We start from the raw sequence: 15,886 nt of genomic DNA, 5'->3' as shown, positions 1-15,886 counted from the left end.
GCCTGGTCTCCGACCGCGCCGCCGAGAGGTGATCACCCACCGGACAACACGCCAGGCCAGCACGCCCGAGTCTCAATCGAGCACCACGCCGTTAGTCGGGGCGCCGTGCATGTTGAGCGTCCCGTGGAGAAAGCTCCAGGCGCCTTCAACCTCCGCCGATTCCGGGACGTAGCCCAGATGCTCGCACTGCAGGTATTCAGTCACCAGGTCACGATCGAGTTCCCTCCCCTGCGCGTAGGCCACTACCGCTTCCGGGAAGAGCATCATGGTGCGCCTGCGCGGAGTCCGGGTCATCTGTGCGGCGAGATAGAGGCTCAGGACTTCGCGGCCTCGGCTTCCCAACTCAGGCGGGCGGCCCGCGACGTCGATGTCCCGCATGGCCTGGATGCCCACGTCGTCCAACTGGGCGAGTTCTTCCTCCACGGCCGTGGAGGTGCTGCCATCCGATGACGTGGTCGTGTAGAAGCCGGCCCGCACAGCCACGTTGACGACATTGGTGGTGTAGTAGGCCGCACTGCCGCGGGTCCTGACCCGGACCTGATCGCCGAGGCCGAAGCGCGCAAGGTAGGCGCGTGGTACGAAGTGGTGGCGCTTCGGAGACGGCATGCGCCCAGGGTAGGCGGCGCTCGGCGCAGGGGGCGCGGCGGTTTCGCCGAACAGACCTCGTGGTGGTGGCCGGGCAGGCCAAGAGCGGCCGTGCACACAATTGCCCACAGGCGCCCGTGGATGAGAGGGCGCTGGGTACGGGATTGCCGCATCCCACGACTCATCCGCCTCGGGCTCGACTGTCCGTCTGATCGCAGGATCGATACTGGCTCGTGCCTCCTTCGGGCCGCCTGGGCCTGCGGGAGGCCGTGCCCTTGCTCCAGGACGACCAGCAGGTGGCGCAATGTGGCGGGTCCACTGAGTCCCCCGTGTACCAGCGATCCGCTCGCGGTCCCGGGAGCCAGGCGTCGAGGTCGCTCCGCCCGCAGATCCCCGCAGGGGCAATATCGAACATATGATCTGCTTTGCGAAAATCGGGACACCTCGGGCTGACGCTGCCTGATACTGCAGGAGAGAAGCCTGGGGCCCCTGGCACTTGCGGTGTCAGCGTAGGAGGGCCGGGCGATCATCGGTCCGAGAGCTGGAGTCCCTTGTGCTGTTAACGGGTGTCACGATCTCCAACTTCCGCGCGCTGGAGAACGTCGAGATCCAACTCGACGAGCTCATCACCCTGATCGTCGGGCGCAACAACAGCGGCAAGACATCGTTCGTCAACTTGTTCGAGAAGTTCTACAGCGACGATGTGAAATTCGTCCTGGAGGACTTCTCGGCACGCTCCATCGGGAACATCAAGCGCGCCCTTGACCTCTACGCACGCTCGCAAGCACATCACGACGCCGGTGAGTTCGAGACCGCGGAGACGCTAGTCGCACAGGCCACCGAAGCCCTGCCGGCCATGCGCCTCACGGTGACCATCCAGTACGACGAGAACGAAGACCTCGCATCGATTTCCGACCTGATCCTGGACCTGGACGAGAACTGCTACGAGGTCAAGGTCGAGGCGACCGTCTCCGTGACCAGCCCCCAGAGCTTCCTCGCCGACTTCTACACCGCGAGCTGCAGTGCCTCTTTTGACCCTGACAAGTTCCTGCGCAGGACCTTCGGCAAGTACTTCGCCCCCAACTTCTTCGCCGTGAGCGCCGTAGAGGGTGCCGAACAGCGGCAGCCGATCTCACGCTCCGCCGCCGTGAACGTCCTGTCCGTTGAGTTCATCTATGCGCAGAACAAGTTCGACGACAGCCCCTCCGACAAGACCCGGAACCTGTCCAAGACCTTCGAGGCGTTCTACAAGGCCAACAGTGACGTCGAAGGTCAGAACCTGAGCATCGGCAAGATCGAGACCGCGCTGACCGCCGCCTCGAAGGAACTCGACGAGAACTACGAGGAGCTCTTCGGGCCGCTCTTCTCCTCGCTCCAGACGTTCGGGGTCGACACCATCGCACCAGTGCAACGCCCCCACGTCGTCTCGCTGATCGAGGGAGCCGGCCTCCTGCGCGGCAGCACCCGGATCCAGTACCAGGGCGCAGGCGGCGGCGTGCCGCTGCCCGAGGGGCACAACGGCCTGGGCTACAGCAAGCTGATCTTCACCATCCTCCAGGTCATCGGCTTCCACCAGGCCTACCTGCGCCAGAGCCCCCGGCCCGCGCTGCAACTGCTGTTCATCGAGGAACCGGAGGCCCACCTGCACCCACAGATGCAGGAGACCTTCATCAGGAACATCCGTGCCTTCATCAAGGACCAACTCGGCTGGAACGTGCAGGTGGTGATCACAACCCACTCCTCACACATCGTTGCCAGCGGCGGCTTCTCCTGCGTCCGCTACTTCGACTCAGCCGGCAGCGACGTCACCATCAAGGACCTGTCCAGGTTCCGTCACCAAGTCCAGGACGAGCCCGAGGGCAAGGAGACATTGCGGTTCCTTCAGCAGTACATGGTGCTCCAACGGTGCGACATGTTCTTCGCCGACAAGGTCATCCTGATCGAGGGAGCGGCCGAACGGCTCCTGTTGCCCGCGATGATCCAGCGCTGCGCACCCGAGCTGACGAGCAGGTACGTGTCCGTGGTTGAAGTCGGTGACGCTTATGCGCCCCGCTTCCGGCAACTGCTCGCCTTCCTCGGGGTGCCCACGCTGATCGTGACCGACCTGGACTCCGTCGACCCGGACAACAGGAATCGCGCCTGTCCCACCAACGCCGCGAACGCGGTGACGTCCAACTGCACCCTCAAGCAGTGGCTGCCCGGGGAGAAGTCCGTCAGGACGCTGCTGGATCTCGACCCCATCCACAAGACCCGCGACAACGTGCGCGTGGCCTACCAGGTGCCCGAGCGAGACAACGCTCCGTGCGGCCGCAGCTTCGAGGACGCCTTCATCCTGGCCAATTCGCAGCCCCTGGCCGACCATCTGCACACCCTGGCACTGGCCTCGGCCTTCACCGCCGAGGTGGGCAAGTCCCCGACCGCGTCCGACATCGAGAACAAAGCTCTGGAGATCGCCCGCAGGCTCGGCGATAAGAAGACGGACTTCGCCTTCGACGTGATGCTGCTGCCGGGCTGGTCCGTGCCCCGGTACATCCGAGAGGGCTTGCAGTGGCTCAGCTAGCACTGGACACCCTCGCCCAGGTCGAGGCCGCCCTGGACAACCACCAGAGCTTCCTCGTCGAAGCCGGCGCCGGCTCGGGCAAGACAACCGCGCTGGTGCACGGGCTTCGCCATCTCCTGGCCACCCGGCAAGCCGAGCTCGCGCAGACCCGCCGCCGTATCGCCTGCATCACCTACACCAACGTGGCCAAGCGCCAGATAAGCGAGCGCATCGCGGATGACCCTCTGGTCTACGTCGGCACCATCCACGAGTTCCTCTGGCACGCCATCCAGGGATTCCAGCACCAGCTCCGCATCGAACTGCTCGCCCACAACCAGACCCTGCGCAAGCCCACCCCCGACCTCGACGAGAGCCTGACGCCCGGGACAAAGATCACCTACGGAGATCGGGGACGCCGCTTCAACAAGGGCGAACTCGGACACGACGACGTCCTGGCGCTGGCTTACCGGATGGTCTCTACCTATCCGAAACTGGCACGGATCATCGCCGACCGATTTCCGGTGATCTTCGTGGACGAATACCAGGACACCCAGCCTGCCACCATCGGGATCCTCCTGGACCACCTGGCCGGGATCCGCGGCACAGCCTGCGTCATCGGCCTGTTCGGCGACTCCATGCAGAAGATCTACGCGACCGGCGTCGGCAGGGTCCAGGACCCGCGACTGACCCACATCACCAAGCACGAGAACTACCGCTGCTCCCAGGCCGTGATCAACGTCCTCAACCGAATGAGACCGGAGCTGCAGCAGCACTTCGCCGGCACACCGCGTGACGGAGAGGCCTACCTGTTCCTCAACCAGGCCCTGCCGAAGGGAGCCGAGCGACTGGCCGCCGCCCGCAGCACCCTGCAGGCCAAGGGATGGACGGAGCAGGACACCAAATACCTGCAGCTCACCCACCGCGGCATCGCTGGAACCCTCGACTACGCGAGCCTTCTCGACGTCTACACCTCGCGAGGATCCTTCGGCCGCGATGACCTGATGGACGCCAGCGAACCCTACGCACAGTACGCCCGCGATATCGAGGAGATCTCCCGCGCCCATGAAGGCCATGACTTCGGCGAACTGAGTCGCCTGCTCGGAGTAGCCGGCGCGCAGGTCACCCGCCACACGCAGAAGGCCGCAATAGCAGCAACGCTGCGCGAACTCGACCGACTGCGCACCGTCGGCTCGATCGGCGACGTTGTCGACTTCGTGGCCGCCAAGCGCCTGCTCCGCAAGCCGGCCAAGATCCGCGCCGTTGAACGAGACCACGACCGCGACGGTCTCGACGAGGCCGACCAGAAACGCGTCGACTTCTCCCGACAGGTCCGCGCCGTCGCCTACCAGGAGATGGTCTCCCTGTGCCGCTTCAGGGACCAGCGCACCCCGTTCTCCACCCAGCACGGAGTCAAGGGCGACGAATTCCCCCACGTCGTCGTCCTGGTCGAGGACGGAGCATGGACACAGTTCGACATCGGCAAGATGATCGCCGGAACGGACAAGCCCGAACGCACGGAACGATCCCGCAACCTCTTCTACGTCTGCTGCTCACGCCCGGTGAACAGCCTCGCCGTCGTCTTCCTGTCCGACCCGCCCCCCAAGGCAGTGGAGATCGCTCAGGAATGGTTCGCGGACGCCGTGGTCATCCCGTAGTCCGATGCGAGATCCGGCGACGGTCAGGCGCAAGGCGCTCGTGATCGAATCGCCGAGGGCCGTTGGCCTACTGCAGTCAGCGCGGCAGGCGGGGTTCGGGGACGGCGGCGACCCGGCCCGGCAGCGGTAGCCAGCTCTAGGATGGCGGGTGTGAACCTTGTCGACCTCGCAGACCTGACGGCGTCTGGCCGCAACAACGAGACGAGCTTCGAGGCCTTCCGTGCGAGCCCGATGATCACCTCACTGCAGTGGCCCGACGATGTCGTCGAGCAGTTCCTCTACGATCACGGCAACTACCCCCCTTTCCTGCTGGACTACGGGCGCGTAGACCTGTCGAGGGTGAGGTGGGACGTCGAGGTCATCCCGGCCAACGACTTCAGCGAGATGCCGACCGGAGAGTCGGAGGCCGACTGCATCGAGGAGTTCGCCGCCCACCCGGAGCACTACGTCGAGGCGCGGAGCAGCGGGATTCACATCGGTGTCGCCGAATGCTGGGAACGACAAGGCACGTGGAAGCGCTGGCCGATCTTGATCGATCGAAGGCTGCTCGACCCACCCGGCAATGGTCTCCAGGTAGTTGAAGGTAGAACGCGTGTCGGTGTCCTGCGGGGCCGCCGCCGCCAAGGGGACTTTGTCGCAGACCAGCACCGGGCCTGGGTCGGGCGTGCGGCCACCTGACCTCGGCCTTTGCCGGGGCCGGTGATCCAGCCGCAGGGGCGTCAGCCAGGTCTCACCACAGAGTGAGGGGGAGTCCACCCTGTTCGGCGGCACGGATGCGCTGGTCGATGCGTTCGCGGGCCTCGCCGCGAGTGAGGCCAGCGTGTACGGCGGCGGCGATGGCACGGGTGCGACCGGCGGCACCGCGCAGGTCGGCGAGGGGACCGCCGGGATTGCGGTGGCGTTGCGCCCATTCGGTGCGGTTCTGTGCGGAGGTGCCCAGTCGCAGGTGGGCGGGGTTGGTGCAGCCGTGTGAGTCGCACGTATGGCACAGGACCGGGTCCTCGGTGCCGGACCACCCCAGGCGCGGTATCACCCCGCGGGTGAGCTGGAAGGCGAAGAGATGGGCGGGGACCGTTCCGCGACGAGATGCTCCGGGGAGGCTGGCGGCTCGGAATCTCCCGTGCCCCGTGTCGCTGACCGCCGCCAAGCAGGGCCATGTCAGCGCTCACGTAATGGGACCAGCGAGGCCGTAATCGCTCACGTAATGGGACCAGTGGATCGATGCCCTGAACGAGGTCGCGCTCGTCGGCGCCAACGTCGCGACGACGAACGAACAAGCAAAAAGCAGCAGTTGGAGCAGGGTGGTCCACTCCGTGCGAGGGCAAGCACCGGTTCGCGCGGGGATCCGGAAGGAGAGCACCCCGCTCGTCATCCCCTGGTCCCATTGCGTGAGCCGACCCCGGTCCCACTACGTGAGCGCCCACAGGCCAGCACTGATGGGGCCCACGTGCATAGCTTGCAGCAATGAAGCTCTGTCCGACGAACAACCCGACATCACCCGATCAAGTTCAGTAGGCTTGTCTGTCAGTCGAGCTGGCGGCGGGTACATGATCGACTTCGTGTGTGGTGGCGGCCAGGGACACGGGAATGTCTTTGCAAGGTCAATGTGAGGAGTAGGGCCGTGCGCCTGGCATGGAAGATCGCGTTGTGCGTCTGTGGCGTTGCGGTCATCGCCCTAACTCCGGTGGTTTGGCATTTCAAAGGTGCGAACGCGGGAACGCTGACGGCCGCCACGGTCCAGATCATCCTGGGCGTGGCTGCGCTCGTAATACCTTGGTTTGTTCCGACTACCGGGCCTGTAGATCATGCCTCGGACACCGGTAAATCCAGGGGCATCAACGGGGGGCGGGCGCAGACTGGAGTCAAGCGCCCAAGTGGTAAGGGCGGCGGCTCGGCAACTGCAGAGAGGACGGGCGACGCCACCGCCGATGGGTCTGGCAGCAGCGCAAGCACCGGTGTCGACTACAGCGACTGAAGTCCTTGGACCATTGCATGTTTCGAGAAAATGGATGTGCCTTGATGAAATGGCCTCACTGGCTTTGCGGGTCACGTAAGCCGAAGGCCGAAATTGCCAAAACTATAGAACCGCGTGCTGTGGTCGTCGCGGACACGGGTCAGGCTTCTGCCTGTTCTGGAGCAACAGTGGTAAGCGGTCACAAGGGGTCTTCCGAACCTGGTGGTCCCGTGTTGGTATCCCACACTGGTGCGGCGACTGGGTCTAGTGGTGCATTCGTCAATACAGGAAATATCGCTGTCGAAAGACTCGTGGTGACGGCACCCACTACGTCAACCTTGGTGCCGGCTGGGTTCTATCTACCGCGACTAGCCAACTCGCTACCAGGTGCAACGGCACTCTTGGTCGGTCGGACCACTGAATTGGACGATCTTCAGCGGCTCCTCCTTCAGAAAGGAGAACCCCGGCTTATTGTCATTGAAGGGCCTGGCGGCGTAGGTAAGACTCGGCTAGCCATTGATGCCGCTCAGAGTGTTGCCCGTACCTTCGTTCTGCCCACAGCGGCCGCCTTGTCTGCAAGCGTTTTGAGTGAACTTCCCGTCGACTCACCCTGTGTCTTGATCATTGACGACGCGCACCGCGAGCCTGGGCGCCTTAATGCCTTGGCTACCCTGCTGACCGATCAACGGTTCGACCTCGTGTCGGTTGTACTCACCGTACGCCCCGGCTTCGTGGATGGTGTATTGGGAAGTGCGGGCGTGCGCGACGTGGGCCATAGCATCATGATCTTGAAGGCGCTGGAGCGGGAGCATATTGACCGCATCATCAAGGATCACGGTATCGCGCAGACGCGCTTTCGCACCACCGTGATCGGTCTCGCAGAGGGCAGTCCGCTCATCGTGCACGCTGCCTGCGAAGTCGCTTTGCAGGCCGGTTCATTCAGCTGGACGGACGCCGCCGATGTTCTCCGGCAGCGGGTGGCGGCCCGACTCCTTCCCTCGAACCAGGATCGGCATCGCGCGGCGCTTGTGGCTCTTGCCTTGCTAGGCAGTGCCGCCAGCGGTCGGGACCTTGGCGAGCTGCACGATTGCATCACCATGCTTCCAGAGCGGTCGGACGAGTTGGACAGACTGCTGGCTGATCTCGCCGACGCCGGTCTGGCCTCGGGAGATCCCTGCGTTGTACGGCCGGCTGTCTTGGCGCCCGTGCTGGTGGCCGACGCCCTCGATACATCGGCCCGAGTGAGAATCCATATGGGCCGCACTTTGGACGCCCTTCACGAAGCGGCGCGGGCAAAGAGCGGCGCGTACGTTTCCGACGTTGTTCTTTCGGATGAGCCGGAGCAGCTACAGCTCGCACTCCATCATCTCACCCCACAGTGGGGCGTTCTCGCGGGAGCCTTACTCCATCGGCCGGATGCAACAGCCGCCCGACTCCTGTCGGAACACGTCCTTCGTCTCCTCCCCGATTCAGCCGACCTGGCCACGTGGGACGCCGTACTCAAGGCGGCCCAGGAAGTTGCACCCGCAGCACCTCACCTGATGGGCGCCCTGGCCGGACGCCTGATCACCCAATGGCCGCCAAAGCCCAGTCCGCCTTGGTACGGGAAGGAGCCAGTTGGTCAATACCAGTTCGAGGCTGGCCTGGCGGCACAGCGGTTCGGAGCTTTGGCTCTTCGCACCGACCCAGCCGGCCCGTATCGGGTCGTGGGCCCCCTGCTTGACGTCGTGTGGCTCTTCGCCCCCGCCCTTGCTGATGGGGCAGCCTTGAGACGGGCACTCGAAACGGTTCGAGGGTGGAGTGCTGGAGGAGTGAATGGGGCGATCGAAGTCGAAGAGCTTCTGGTACTCCGCCAGGCGTTGGTGGCCGCGGTGGTCCACTGGGGGCGTGATCGCCGGCAGGAGCCGCCGGCGGGACTTGATCAGGCGGAGGCAGATATGCGCGGTGAGAGGATTATTGCGCGTGTCCAGATGCTGGCCTTGGAACCGTTTCTAAGCTTGGTGGTCGAGCGATTCACCTTCGGAAGCCCGACGGATGCTGCAGAAGGCACCCTATTTACATGGCTGCTCCCGGATGACTCTCGTACCTCGGATCTACTTAACAAGGCCCTATCCGCGTTGATCGAAATCTTCGAGGCCCAATTTCCTCTCACTGGAGAGGACAACAGCACGTTCCTTCGCTCTGTTGTCGAGCGTCCTCGTGAGCTTCGTGCTGAAGGTGCGCGGCCACTTCCAGGAAGCGGTTCGAAGATTCCGGGCTACGCCCGTGCACTCCTGGAGGGCGCAGCCACCAAGTTGGAACGCGCAATCGTCGATCGATGGAACGACCTGCCACTCAACGTGCGGCGCAGCGCAGCAAAGGCTGCTTTGGGTCCGAATGAGTCCCGACTTGATCTAGCGCGGGCTGCGGCCTCGGGAAGCAAGGTGGCTTCAGCGGCACAGGCCGACGATCTTCTGGCGAGCCTGCTTGTGGTCCAACCCTTGCCCACCTACGGACTTGGTACGTTGGCAGATATACAGCTTCGGGCTGAGCGGGCCGCGGAGTACGGTGCTGGACTTCCTACCGGGCAGGCGCTACTCCTGCTGCAGCAGGTTGATATCACTGATTCCGTAGAGATGGCGCTCCCCTCTTTCGCCCGCGCAGTGGGAGAGAACGCCCATGATGTGCAGAGTATTCTGCAAGCCTTGACCGAACACCCTTATCTGGCAGGCGGAGAAGCTCTCCTAATGGGACTGGCTGCGTCGCATCCAGCTCCAGTCTTCGAATGGCTCCAAGCGCGCCTTGGCAATCCGCGCTTTGCGGAATTTTCCCTTTTGGTTGCTGACTCACTTCCGGACTGGCAGCCAGACCTTCACTGCAGCTTTGTCAGCCAACTGAAGGCAGGGCTATCTGGTGGCGAGAGCGAGGCAGTAGCTTCTGCGACTTCCTTCGCTGACCACAGTGCCCGGTGCACGCTGCCTCGCGTCGTGCGACTGCAGCTACTCACGGAACTAGGCGCATCATGTCCGGCCGCTGCGTTGCCGCGCATTCTGTGGGCCATAGGCATTACGATCGGGTTCAGCCAACTGACCGTTGAGGAGAATGTATCCAGACATCAGACCGTGCAGGTTCTTGGACGCAGGCTCCGAGAATCAGAGGCTATTAGCCAGTCCATCTATGACGATGACGACACGGCGTCCGGTGCGGCGGCGCTCGCAAGTATTGCGCCGGAGGAGGTGACGGCAGTTCTGGCCGAACGTGCCGGAGTTCTGGATGGCACCCCGGTCATTCCGGAGCCGTGGCACCAGCCTTTGCGTGACTTGCCGACTGAAATAGGCGAACGGTTGGCTGCGTCCTTTCTCGGTCAGTTCAAGTATGGAGCGGAGATGGAGTCGCAAACCGAGGCGAGTGATCGGATCGCGGAGGCGTTCGCGGTCCTGGGGCGCGGAACTGTGGCATTTGAGCGGGTCGTCCGGGATTGGGCGGAAGGGGGGCCCAGTCATCGGCGGCGAGCGGCCCTAGCCATACGGGGTATGTGGGAAGATCCAATTTGGACGGAGATCCTTCCGAATCTCCTTGCTATTGGCCTCGATAGCAGCACGATCCAAGACCTGATCTACGCTCTGCTGCCGACGACCATCAGCCCTGATCTCGATGATCACGTAGCTAGGCGGTTGGTAGCCTTGGACTGCCTCCGTGACGACCGGCGTCCTGCTGTCCAGGACTTCGTCGCAGATGCGGAACGGCGCCTTCAACAGAGGGCGGAATCGCACCGTCGAGCTGAGGATGCCTTCCATCGTGGCTATGAGTAACTGAAGAGACCCGTGTCTAAGTGGATCACGATGGATCGCAGTAGCCTCCGCCCCTGCCGCCGGATTGGTCCGCCACGAGCACACCCGCCACGCGCCCGGCAGCCCACCGAACACGTCTGCACGCACGAATCCCCGCGCACGGCCTCAGCGATCTGGATGTTGCCCTGGGCTGTGCTGATTGACTACAGAGGCAGGGGTTAGCAGCTCCGACCGCAGCCGGCCGGGGCATGTTCACCCGGAATTGATGGCCGCAGCGGTGGGTTCCTGTAGGCCCGCATTCGGAATGTCCCATTCCGGCGTGGCGACCTGTGCTGCTCTCGGCTGTCTCATAGAAGGGCCACGACGTTCTGTCTCACGATCTTGCCCCCTTGAGGTCGTCCGGGAACGCGGTCAGCAATCCATCGATCGAGTCCGCGTTTCCGGTGTGGGGGCGGGAACCGGGCGCGCCCAAAGCTCCGGAGCACTGCGCCAATCGGGCACTCAATGTGATCCCGATCACAATCCCGGACGGGGTGCACTCCCAGAGCCCCTCAACTCCCCCTTTACCAGCGAAGGGCCCACCTCGCCTCTGGGGTACGCCAGGCTGCACAGTTGAAAGGGCGCGCCGCATGGATCCGCTGACCTACATCCTCATCATCGCCGCTATCGGCCTGACGAGCGCCATCACCAAGCTCGTCAAGGCGACAGCGGCACGACAGCGTGCCAAGGGGAGAGCAGAGATCATGCGCGCTCAGGCCGAGCTCCTGCACGCAGAGGCGACGCACGCGGAGCCCAAGCATACGAAGGAGAATAGTGGCCGCAGGGGTCTCGCGAAGGAGCGGCGCCATGTCTGAGGGAACAACCACCCAACCCCGGTTCGACTTTGAGGAGTTGCTCCGCCGGGTGCGTCCCAACCTGGTTAGGTACGCCGCCAGCTTGCTTCGCGCTGAGCGGATCACCAACTGGGATGCCGACGATGTCGTCCAACTAGCTGTGCTCTGTGCCTGGACACGAGGCAATGCCGTGGCCGACCCGTGCGCCTACATGCGCGAGACGATTCGCAAGGAGATTCGCCGGCACGCCGCTCGCGAGCGCAAGAAGCCCTCCCCTGTCCCCATGGACACGCCCACGGTAGAGAAGGCAACACCACCGCCTGGGGACTCTATCGAGGAAGGTATCGAGGTGCGGCGCGCATTACGCGACCGGCACCCGGACAACCCCGAGCGAGTAGAAGCAATCTGGCGTGTACTCGGCCTTGGAGAACCAGCCCGCATCGTAGCTGGCAGCATTAGCAGGCCGCCTAACACAGTCGCAAGCTGGGTCCGACGGGATCGACTTTTCCTCAGCAGCGCACTGATCGGCCTCGTCACAGAGTGGGCCGCCCTGCTTCTGTATTCTGTAATGCAGTCTGCCCAGAAGGCCAGCTCTGGCACGTGGGGCGCCCCCGACCCGACGGCTGGCCCGGCGGACAGCCCTGGCCCTACCGGGGCTGGCCCGTCAGACAGCCCCGATCCTGGCGGCACCACCACCGCCGGCACCGGTCCGATCAAACCAGCGGGCGGCAGCGGATCCGCCAGCGGAGGCTTCTGGCAGCATCCCGTGCTCATCGCCGGGATCACGATCGTCCTCGTCCTCCTGGCGGGGTTGCTCCTGCGCTGGGTTATCCCGCGTGCGCGCGCCCTCCTCCATCGGCAACTCAGGCGCCTATGGCAACTCGCCGTACGCGCCGCTGAGCGAACCCGCGTAGCCCGGCTCTGGCCGTTCCGACGGCAACGCTCCTCGAGTGAACCCATCCCGCCTGACCCGACCAACTCGACGACGGCTGATCCAAGCGTCTGGGCACCACCACGCGGCTAGCGCTCCAGCGAGGAGTTCTCCGATCGGCGTGTTCAGCGGTCTGGTGGCGGTGAGTAAATCCGGGCCACTGCAACTGTTCGGCGGCGGCGGCCACGCCGGGCTCTGGCTACGACTCCGCGAGTACTTCGGCGAGCCGCACCCAAGTGAGAATCTGCCAGCCTCAATGAGATAGGACACAGGGTTCGTCTCATTCGCGCCGACCTTTGGGCCAGAAGCAGGACACCGTCAATGAGAAAGGGTCACGGGAAACGAGAACCTGCAGTTCCTGGTATATCGGTGAAGACAGTTGTCGTGTAGGTATGACGGTGTGACAACTTCCGGCGGGGGTGGACAGGTTGCCGGTGTCGCGGGGCGGGAGGATCGCGATCGTGACGGTTGCCGGGGCGGGGATCGCGTCGACGCCGCTGTACTGGCTGCTCGGCAGTCCTGACACAGGCCAGCTGGTGGCTGCCTCCGACCAGGGTGCCACCGGCATCGTCGCCCCGGTCTGGGCCGTGCTGGCCCCTCCCGCTCCCGCGCGGCCCAGGTCGAGGGCTGCTGCGGTCGACACCGGGAATGCGAAGGCGCGCGGTGGGGGAAGGGCGTCCACCAGCGTGGTGCTCCCGCGAGGTGCCAAGGCTGGATCTGCCAAGGCAGAACGGACCGGCGACGCGACAGCTGACGGCCCCGGAAGCGATGCCAGTACTGGTGTCCAAGGCTGAAAGGAACCGGACCTGTCGGCCCGATACGGGAGGAGCTCGCCTCACAATGAGGTGGTTCAGGAAGCATCAACCCGCACCCAGCCCGGGTCGCGGCACCGAAGCCGACACCGCCGGTATGCCCGCGACGAAGGCAGCGGCGGCGGCTGCCGTCACGGCCCGTGGCGGCGCGTTGGCAGTGAGCGGCGTCGATGGACGATCGCCTGGGCCCGGCGTCTGGGTGCAGGCAACCGATACGGGGTCGGCCACCGCGAGCGGGGGCGGTATCGCAAACACCGGGTTCATCGGGACGCTGGTGTACAAGTTGCCGCGCTCGGTGTCCCGGGCGCTGCGGCTGGCACCGCCGGCGGCCAGGGCTGTGCCCACGTGGGTGGTCGACCGTGCCGAGGCCAGGCGCGCCATCTCCGCCGTGTGCTCGCGCCGGGGCGGTGCGGTGGGAATTACAACGGCACTGGCGGGTGCGGGGGGCTTCGGCAAGACGACGCTGGCCCAGATGGTGTGTGCTGACCGCCGGGTGCGGCGCCGCTTTTCCGGTGGGGTGTACGTCGTCACGGTGGGCCGCGACGTGCGCGGCCGGGCGGCCATCGCGGCCAAGGTCGCCGCAGCCATCACCTACATCACCAACGACACCACCGCGCTCCCGGATCCAGAGCAGGCCGGAGAGCATCTGGGACGGCTGCTGGACCAGCTCGCGCGTCGTCGGCGCATCCTGCTGGTCCTCGACGACCTCTGGGAGCAGGAGCAGTTGGACCCGTTCCTGGTCGGCGGCAGCCGGTGCACGCGCCTGGTCACCACACGCGTCCCCGTGATCCTGCCGCCCGGCGCGCAACGAATCCCGGTCGACCAGATGACCGCGGAGCAGGCACGGGCGGTACTGGCCTGGGAACTGCCTCCCATACGGGAGGAGGTGATCCAGGGCCTACTGAAGGCCACCGGCCGGTGGCCCCAACTGCTGCGCTTGACGAACCGGACGATTGCCGTGCAGGTCGCCACTGGTGCCGATCCATCTGAGGCCGCCCAGGACACGCTGCGTCGGCTGCGGGAACGGGGACCGACGGCGGTGGACGACCCGTCCCTTGTGTTGGATCTCGATGACCCGAAGCAGCGCAGGAAGATGGTGCGGGCCACCGTGCAGGCCGCCACCACGCTCCTGCCCGCGGGCGGTCAGGAGCGCTTCGCCGAACTGGGGATCTTCGCCGAGGACGAAGCCGTGCCCGTCTCCCTGGTCGCCAAGCTCTGGCACGCCACCGGTGGACTTGACGAGGCGGGGACACGACGGCTGTGCAAGAGCCTGGACGACCTGTCCCTGCTCGCAGTGGACCCCGCGACGGGAGGCCGGCTGAGCCTGCACGACACCATCCGCGACTACCTGCGCCGCGAACTCGGCCCCCAGTACTTGATCACCCTCAACCGCGTACTGCTCGATGCTGTCGCAGCCGACCTGCCGACCGCACTGCCCCTCGCACCGTCGGTGCCGCCGCCGCGCACCGCGTGGTGGGAGCTGACCGGCGGCTATCTGCTCGACCACACCGTCGCCCACCTGCTGGCCGCGGACCGCACTGCTCAGGCCGAAGTCGTCGCCTGCGATCTGCGCTGGGTGGAGGCTCGGCTGCGGCAGCGGGGCCCCACCGCCCCCTGGGCAGACTGCCAGCAGATCCCCACGGCCACGGCGGCGACACGCGCACGCGAGCTCGCTCGTACGGCGCACCTGCTCGGGCCGACCAAGCCCGCCCACGCACTGACCACTATCCTGCACAGCCGACTCGAACCGCTCCACAACTGGCACGACCAGGTCACAGCCCGGCAGGACCAGCTCACCCAGCCCGCTCTCCTCAACCACTGGACGCCACCGGACCTCCCCCACCCCGCCCTCCAACGCACCATCACTGGACACACCGACCGGGTGACGGGGGTGGCGATCTCACCGGACGGCACTTGGCTGGCCACCACCAGCAACGACAGCACGGTGCGGGTCTGGGACCGGGCCACCGGTCGGCAGACCGCCACCCTGACTGGACACACCTCCTGGGTGAAGAGGGTGGCGATCTCACCGGACGGCACCTGGCTGGCCACCACTAGCAACGACAGCACGGTGCGGGTCTGGGACCGGGGCACCGGTCGGCAGACCGCCACCCTGACCGGCCACACCGACTGGGTGACAGGGGTGGCGATCTCACCGGACGGTACCTGGCTGGCCACCACTAGCAACGACAGCACGGTGCGGGTCTGGGACCGGGGCACTGGTCGGCAGACCGCCACCCTGACTGGACACACCGGCTCCGTGAGGGGGGTGGCGATCTCACCGGACGGTACCTGGCTCGCGACCAGTGGCTCCGACAGGACGGTGCGGGTCTGGGACCGGGGCACTGGTCGGCTGACCGCCACTCTGACCGGCCACACCGACTGGGTGAGGGGGGTGGCGATCTCACCGGACGGTACCTGGCTCGCGACCACCAGCGACGACAGCACGGTGCGGGTCTGGGACCGGGGCACCGGTCGGCAGACCGCCACCCTGACCGGCCACACCGACTGGGTGAGGGGGGTGGCGATCTCACCGGACGGTACCTGGCTCGCCACCAGCGGCTCCGACAGGACGGTGCGGGTCTGGGACCGGGGCACCGGTCGGCAGACCGCCACCCTGACCGGCCACGCCGGCTCGGTGAGGGGGGTGGCGATCTCACCGGACGGTACCTGGCTCGCGACCACCAGCGACGGCACGGTGCGGGTCTGGGGCCGGGGCACCGGTCGGCAGACCGCCACCCTGACCGGCCACACCGACCGGGTGACGGGGGTGGCGATCTCACCGGACGGTACCTGGCTCGCCACCA

8 protein-coding genes are annotated in these 15,886 nt (G+C 65.6%); 6 read left to right on the top strand and 2 right to left on the bottom strand.

Features of this window, described 5'->3' with window-relative positions:
- Positions 1-72 precede the first annotated feature (72 nt).
- The gene (locus ABIA33_RS37370; protein WP_370088557.1) at positions 73-606 is read right to left on the bottom strand and encodes a DUF4238 domain-containing protein; all 534 of its coding nucleotides are present in this window, start codon (positions 604-606) and stop codon (positions 73-75) included.
- Between the two features lie 532 nt (positions 607-1,138).
- On the opposite strand from ABIA33_RS37370, the gene ABIA33_RS37365 reads away from it, so the two are divergent.
- From ABIA33_RS37365 to ABIA33_RS37355, 3 genes are all read left to right on the top strand, one after another.
- Positions 1,139-3,145 (top strand): ATP-dependent endonuclease, encoded by a 2,007-nt coding sequence (locus tag ABIA33_RS37365; protein ID WP_370088555.1) that lies wholly within the window; start codon positions 1,139-1,141, stop codon positions 3,143-3,145.
- Positions 3,133-4,779 (top strand): UvrD-helicase domain-containing protein, encoded by a 1,647-nt coding sequence (locus tag ABIA33_RS37360; RefSeq protein ID WP_370088553.1) that lies wholly within the window; start codon positions 3,133-3,135, stop codon positions 4,777-4,779. Before ABIA33_RS37365 ends, ABIA33_RS37360 begins: the two co-directional genes overlap by 13 nt.
- 150 nt (positions 4,780-4,929) lie before the next feature.
- Positions 4,930-5,457 (top strand): hypothetical protein, encoded by a 528-nt coding sequence (locus tag ABIA33_RS37355; RefSeq protein ID WP_370088551.1) that lies wholly within the window; start codon positions 4,930-4,932, stop codon positions 5,455-5,457.
- Positions 5,458-5,509: 52 nt separating this feature from the next.
- Here the strand turns inward: ABIA33_RS37355 and ABIA33_RS37350 are convergent, their stop codons facing one another.
- Positions 5,510-5,812: a hypothetical protein gene (locus ABIA33_RS37350; RefSeq protein WP_370088549.1), complete on the bottom strand. Its 303-nt coding sequence runs from the start codon at positions 5,810-5,812 to the stop codon at positions 5,510-5,512.
- Between the two features lie 1,538 nt (positions 5,813-7,350).
- Here ABIA33_RS37350 and ABIA33_RS37345 point away from each other — a divergent pair.
- From ABIA33_RS37345 to ABIA33_RS37335, 3 genes are all read left to right on the top strand, one after another.
- Entirely contained in the window at positions 7,351-10,524 is a 3,174-nt protein-coding gene (locus ABIA33_RS37345) for a hypothetical protein (protein WP_370088547.1), read from the top strand.
- Between the two features lie 608 nt (positions 10,525-11,132).
- Entirely contained in the window at positions 11,133-11,357 is a 225-nt protein-coding gene (locus ABIA33_RS37340; protein WP_370088545.1) for a hypothetical protein, read from the top strand.
- Positions 11,358-13,176: 1,819 nt separating this feature from the next.
- The coding region (locus tag ABIA33_RS37335) for an NB-ARC domain-containing protein (RefSeq protein ID WP_370088543.1) at positions 13,177-15,886 on the top strand (2,710 nt) is incomplete at its 3' end.

The sequence above is a fragment of the Streptacidiphilus sp. MAP12-16 genome (assembly GCF_041262165.1).
In the GTDB taxonomy this organism is placed as follows: Bacteria; Actinomycetota; Actinomycetes; order Streptomycetales; family Streptomycetaceae; genus Streptacidiphilus.
This window is presented reverse-complemented; position numbering and strand designations above follow the sequence as displayed.